The sequence below is a fragment of the Sporomusa aerivorans genome, assembly GCF_041428895.1.
Lineage (GTDB): Bacteria > Bacillota > Negativicutes > Sporomusales > Sporomusaceae > Sporomusa > Sporomusa aerivorans.
Genome location: NZ_CP156926.1, coordinates 1,278,847 through 1,285,000 on the forward strand (window position 1 = coordinate 1,278,847; position 6,154 = coordinate 1,285,000).

Here is a 6,154-nt window from a genome sequence, read left to right on the forward strand (position 1 = left end):
AGCAAAATGGGGGCTCTGGATTACAATTTTAGATTTGATATGTGTGAGTATTGTCAACGGTTTGAATTGCTGGATATGATTAACGACGCCGTGCTGCTGGTGGACGCTAAGCAGGGAGATATTCTGTTTATGAACCACAAAAGCATGGAATTATACGGTTATAGTGTAGACGAGCAGTGTGGCCTGTCGATTAAGGATCTGCGGTATGATGCGTATGAAACAGTACTTAATACAATGAATACGGTAATCAGTCAGGGGACAAAGGGGCATATCTTCACAGCAAACCATGTCAAAAAAAATGGCGCCATATTTAAAGCTGAGATTAGCGCCCGCTATCTGGCTTTGCATGGCAGACAGATAATTGCCGAATTGGTTAGAGATTTAACGGTTGAAGGCAAAATGCGCCGCGAGCTGGAAGTAGCCGGTAAGATTCAACGGCGACTACTGCCGCGAAATATGGAGACTCCGCTATTTCGAATGCGCACCGTTTTTGAGCCGCTGGAAGGTTTAAGCGGCGACCTGTATGACGTTCAATACAGAGAGGATAGTCAGATTCTTTACGGCATTATTATTGACGTCATGGGTCACGGGATTGCCGCAAACAGCCAGGGCGGCGTTCTGCAATACCTGTTTCGTCAGGCAGTAGAGAAACCTATTGCCATCAATGACAAGCTAGCCTGGATTAACCATGAAGTAGCACCGTTTTTTAACAGCGGTGGTTTTGCCGCTGCACTTATCTTTGAATTTGATTTTAAGTGTCAGACCTTGACTTATTCTTGTGCCGGGATGAATCAATTTTTCTATTTAAGTGCTTCAGGGCCAAAAGTAATCAAGAGTCCGGGGCTCTTTCTGGGTATCAATGAAAATGAATCTTATGACCAGGAGATTCTATCCTTTCAGTCCGGAGAAAGCTTCTTCTTTCTTACTGACGGATTGTTTGAAATGATAGATCAGCCTATTGAGCAGGAGCATACTTTTTGGAGTATGTATGACTTATGTAAAAGAATCCCGGTTTGTAAAACTATTACCGATGATGCCTCAGGAATTGGCATACTTATAAGGTAGCTGTATTTGATCCTGGATTGTTAGGAGAGGATTGTGTTTGGATCTGAAAATTAAACTTGGCGCCAAGTTTGCAGTGAGTTTTGGTATAATCTTAGTGTTGTTGCTAATCATGACCGCAAACTCTTTCGTCAATTTGCAAAATGTAAAAGCAGATATGTACAAAATTGGAGAGGCTAATGAGCGAATGGCATTGTCAGCTGACATTGATGCTCAGTATAACAATGCCATAGCTTTAATTCGTGGTTTTGCCGCATATGGCGATGAAGCTTATTTAGGACAATTAACAACTTGCTTCGATAGTCTGTTGAAATCGGAGAACGACCTTCTGTCTAAAGCGCGAGCGGAAAAGCGACAGGAAGTTCAGGGACTAATTGACGAAACAACACAGTATAAGGACAGCATTACCAAAGAATATATACCGCTGGCAAAAAAATATCATTTGGCTAAAAGAAATGGCGACTTCGTTCAAGCGCAAGAATATGAAAAAATGATGGCTGCATTTGCCAAGCGCGTTGCTCCTCTGGCACAATCCATATCCAGCAAGACCGGTGAGTTTGCTCAAACCAACAGTACGGTTGCCAAAACGCTTATCAGCGAAAGTCAGGAGCGTGCCGATAAGGTCAACCGGTTTTCCATCATAGTTAGTTTTGTAGCGTTAGTCTTAGGGTTGGTTACTGCCGTGCTGCTAACCAATATGGTACGAAAACCGATGTTGGCGCTTACTGATATTGCCAGGCAGTACGCTAACGGAGATCTAAGAGGCATTGTTGAAGTTAAGTCCTCTGACGAAATAGGGGAATTAGGTAATTCCCTGAAAGATATGCATAACAGCTTTGTCGGTATGATCACTAAAATTCGTACAGCCTCGGAACAACTGGCTAAGGCCTCGGAACAAATGGCGGCATCTACGGAAGAAGTTACTTCAGCCAGTGAGGGAATTTCCGAAAGTATGCAGCATTTGTCCAATGAAGCCGATGGCGGTAATAATTCTATGCTGGAAGCCTCCCAGGCTCTGGTCGAACTATCCAGCCTTATTCAAATAGCTAGAAGAAAAGCAGACCATACCAGCAGCAACTCAGCAGAAACTTTGGCGGCCGCCGAAAATGGAAGGGCAAAAGTTAATGAGTCTGTTGCCAAGATGGATAATATAACCGAACAGACCAAGCACTCCAGCCAGATAATAGGCGAATTAAACGAGTATTCTCAGCAGATTTCCCATATTATTGACACTATTACGAGTATCGCCAAGCAGACTAATCTGCTGGCGCTTAATGCTGCTATTGAGGCGGCGAGGGCTGGCGAACACGGACGCGGCTTTGCTGTAGTGGCTGAAGAGGTCCGTAAACTGGCGGAGCAATCCGATCAGGGGGCCCAGGAAATTACGGCACTTGTTCAGAAAGTTACTGAAAAAACACAATTAGCGGTTATGGCCATGGCCCAAAACGTAACCGAGGTGGAAGTGGGTGTTACCACCGTTAACGAAGCAGGTGTGGCTTTGGATAAAATTCTGCAGGCTGTAACCAGTATGGCTCAGGAAACCCGTGAAATCGAGAAAATTACTTCTGAGCAGGTTGCTAACTCCGACCAGATAGTCCAGCTCATTAATGGCCTTTCGACAGTAATTGAAACAGTTGCAGCGCATAGTGAAGAGGTTACGGCATCTGCTGAAGAACAGTCGTCTGTTATGCAAACAGTGGCTGCGGCTTCGGAAGAGACCAGCGCTATGGCCAGCGAATTGAAATCATCGGTAGAGAAGTTTATCCTATGAGATAGTCTACTTAAGTATACGAAGCAGGGCGAAAAGCAATATTCGCCCTGCTTTTTGCTGTTATTACAGGCTGGCAATGATAGCATCCTAGATATTGCTTGACAGAATTATTTTCTTAAGCTATTATGTAAAAGCTGTCTGCCGATAATGATTTGAATTGAATCCGGCAACGGCGAGAATTACCAAAAAAAGATGTATTGACACTGAGTAACGCAATGTGTTAATATATAAAAGTCGCCGCAAGACGGCAACTATGAATACACACAGTGTTCCCTGAAAACTGAACAATGTAAGTAATGCATCATAAAAGCCAGATGTGCGGTGCTCAATGAGCACATTAAATAATTTCTTTTAAATTTTATGAGCCAACAAAAGGCTCCATAAATATAACTTTTATGGAGAGTTTGATCCTGGCTCAGGACGAACGCTGGCGGCGTGCCTAACACATGCAAGTCGAACGGAGTATTCATTTATGGATACTTAGTGGCGAACGGGTGAGTAACGCGTAGACAACCTGCCTCTAAACTGGGGACAACACCGCGAAAGTGGTGCTAATACCGAATGTGGTAACTTGGTTGCATGACTGAGTTAAGAAAGGTGGCCTCTATATATAAGCTACCGTTTAGAGATGGGTCTGCGTCTGATTAGCTAGTTGGTGAGGTAATGGCTCACCAAGGCGACGATCAGTAGCCGGTCTGAGAGGATGAACGGCCACACTGGGACTGAGACACGGCCCAGACTCCTACGGGAGGCAGCAGTGGGGAATCTTCCGCAATGGACGAAAGTCTGACGGAGCAACGCCGCGTGAGTGAAGAAGGTTTTCGGATCGTAAAGCTCTGTCGTTTGGGACGAACGTATCTTGTGTAAATAATGCAAGGTAATGACGGTACCAAAGGAGGAAGCCACGGCTAACTACGTGCCAGCAGCCGCGGTAATACGTAGGTGGCAAGCGTTGTCCGGAATTATTGGGCGTAAAGGGCGTGTAGGTGGATCTTTAAGTCTTGTGTCTAAGTGCGGAGCTCAACTCCGTATGGGCGCAGGAAACTGGGGATCTTGAGTGCAGGAGAGGAAAGTGGAATTCCCAGTGTAGCGGTGAAATGCGTAGATATTGGGAGGAACACCAGTGGCGAAGGCGACTTTCTGGACTGTGTCTGACACTGAGGCGCGAAAGCCAGGGGAGCGAACGGGATTAGATACCCCGGTAGTCCTGGCCGTAAACGATGGGTACTAGGTGTAGGAGGTATCGACCCCTCCTGTGCCGGAGTTAACGCAATAAGTACCCCGCCTGGGGAGTACGGCCGCAAGGTTGAAACTCAAAGGAATTGACGGGGGCCCGCACAAGCGGTGGAGTATGTGGTTTAATTCGACGCAACGCGAAGAACCTTACCAGGGCTTGACATTGAGTGAAAAACTAAGAGATTAGTTCCTCCCTTCGGGGACACGAAAACAGGTGGTGCATGGCTGTCGTCAGCTCGTGTCGTGAGATGTTGGGTTAAGTCCCGCAACGAGCGCAACCCTTATCCTTTGTTGCCAGCACGTTATGGTGGGAACTCAAGGGAGACTGCCGCAGACAATGCGGAGGAAGGCGGGGATGACGTCAAGTCATCATGCCCCTTATGTCCTGGGCTACACACGTACTACAATGGGCTTAAACAAAGCGAAGCAAGCCTGCGAAGGTAAGCGAAACGCATAAACAAGCTCTCAGTTCGGATCGGAGGCTGCAACTCGCCTCCGTGAAGTCGGAATCGCTAGTAATCGCAGGTCAGCATACTGCGGTGAATACGTTCCCGGGCCTTGTACACACCGCCCGTCACACCACGAAAGTTGGAAACACCCGAAGCCGGTGGGGTAACCGTAAGGAGCCAGCCGTCTAAGGTGGGGCCGATGATTGGGGTGAAGTCGTAACAAGGTAGCCGTATCGGAAGGTGCGGCTGGATCACCTCCTTTCTAGGGAGAACCGTTCGGGGTAACACCTGAACTACTTCCAAGGTCGACACATCAGGCAAGATACATCTTACATTGTTTAGTTTTGAGGGAATGCAAGTTACCAGAAGTTACTTGTTGAAATATATAAGTAGCTATGATAACATAGTAATTCCTGAGAACGTGGGGATATAGCTCAGCTGGGAGAGCGCTTGAATGGCATTCAAGAGGTCAGCGGTTCGATCCCGCTTATCTCCACCACAAAATCCAGTGACGATAGCTGTGGGGTTCCACCTGTTCCCATACCGAACACAGTAGTTAAGCCCACAAACGCCGAAGGTACTTGGCTGGAAACGGCCCGGGAGATTAGGAAGTTGCTGGTTCAGGAACGCGAAGCGTTCCGATGTTCCTTGAAAACTGCACAGAAGAAAGCAAAGTAAAGTAATACCTCTCATATGCAAATATGTAGAAGTAACTTAACGAAGCGCAATTAGGATTTATACTAAAGGCAAACGTAAGCTATGAACATGGCGACGCGAAACTGGCTAGTGTGTATCAGATGCGAGGCGGAACGGAGAAGTATGCAGCGCCGCGTACTAGTGTACGCAAGCAAATACTTCGAGTACCAACGAAGCAGATGATGCGCAATAGACAGTTGCAGCATAAGTCAAGTTGTTAAGGGCATACGGTGGATGCCTAGGCGCCAAGAGCCGAAGAAGGACGCGGTAAGCTGCGAAAAGTCATGGGGAGCCGCAAGCAGGCATTGATCCATGAATATCCGAATGGGGGAACCCGGCGGTGGTAATGCACCGTCACCTAGCTAAGCTAGGAGGGCACCCGGGGAACTGAAACATCTAAGTACCCGGAGGAAAAGTAATCAAACGAGATTCCCTAAGTAGCGGCGAGCGAACGGGGAAGAGCCCAAACCCTGTTCGACATTGGATTTTCGACATGCGACATTCGAAGGGAGACGAAAGTCTAACGAACCTCATCGAAAGTCTAAAGTCGAAGGTCGAATGTCGAGCAGGGGGTTGAGGACCGGCGTAAGTTTAGCCAGGCCTAGTCGAACTACCTGGAAAGGTAGGCCGCAGAAGGTAAAAGCCCTGTAAACGAAAGGCAGAGCTAAATGGCCGGAATCCAGAGTACCACGGGACACGAGGAACCCTGTGGGAAGCAGGGGGGACCACCCTCCAAGGCAAAATACTCCTTGGCGACCGATAGCGCATAGTACCGTGAGGGAAAGGTGAAAAGCACCCCGGGAGGGGAGTGAAACAGAACCTGAAACCGTATGTCTACAAGCAGTCGAAGACCCTTATGTGGTCAACGGCGTGCCTATTGAAGAATGAACCGGCGAGTTACAGTAACTAGCGAGGTTAAGTGGAAAACACGGAGCCGAAG

General features: G+C 47.5%; 2 protein-coding genes, 1 tRNA gene and 3 rRNA genes (1 of these 6 cut by a window edge). All 6 read left to right on the forward strand.

The features are described from left to right. The first annotated feature begins 6 nt into the window (after window positions 1-6). A complete protein-coding gene (locus tag SATMO3_RS05615) occupies window positions 7-1,065 on the forward strand; it encodes a SpoIIE family protein phosphatase (RefSeq protein WP_371378715.1) in 1,059 nt (352 codons plus the stop codon). Between the two features lie 37 nt (window positions 1,066-1,102). Beyond that, window positions 1,103-2,833, forward strand: coding sequence for a methyl-accepting chemotaxis protein (locus SATMO3_RS05620; protein WP_371378718.1), 1,731 nt, complete (start codon window positions 1,103-1,105; stop codon window positions 2,831-2,833). Window positions 2,834-3,225: 392 nt separating this feature from the next. Then, window positions 3,226-4,780 (forward strand): 16S ribosomal RNA (locus SATMO3_RS05625). Between the two features lie 161 nt (window positions 4,781-4,941). Continuing rightward, window positions 4,942-5,017, forward strand: a tRNA-Ala gene (locus SATMO3_RS05630). A gap of 5 nt (window positions 5,018-5,022) precedes the next feature. Then, window positions 5,023-5,139, forward strand: a 5S ribosomal RNA gene (gene rrf, locus SATMO3_RS05635). 282 nt (window positions 5,140-5,421) lie between these two features. Next, window positions 5,422-6,154, forward strand: a 23S ribosomal RNA gene (locus SATMO3_RS05640); it runs 2,265 nt beyond the window's last position. Together the 16S, 23S and 5S rRNA genes with 1 tRNA gene alongside form the textbook arrangement of a ribosomal RNA operon.

Coding starts and splice junctions, on each gene's coding strand:
- SATMO3_RS05615 (WP_371378715.1), top strand. CDS start 7: ATGGGGGCTCTGGATTACAATTTTAGATTTGATATGTGTGAGTATTGT.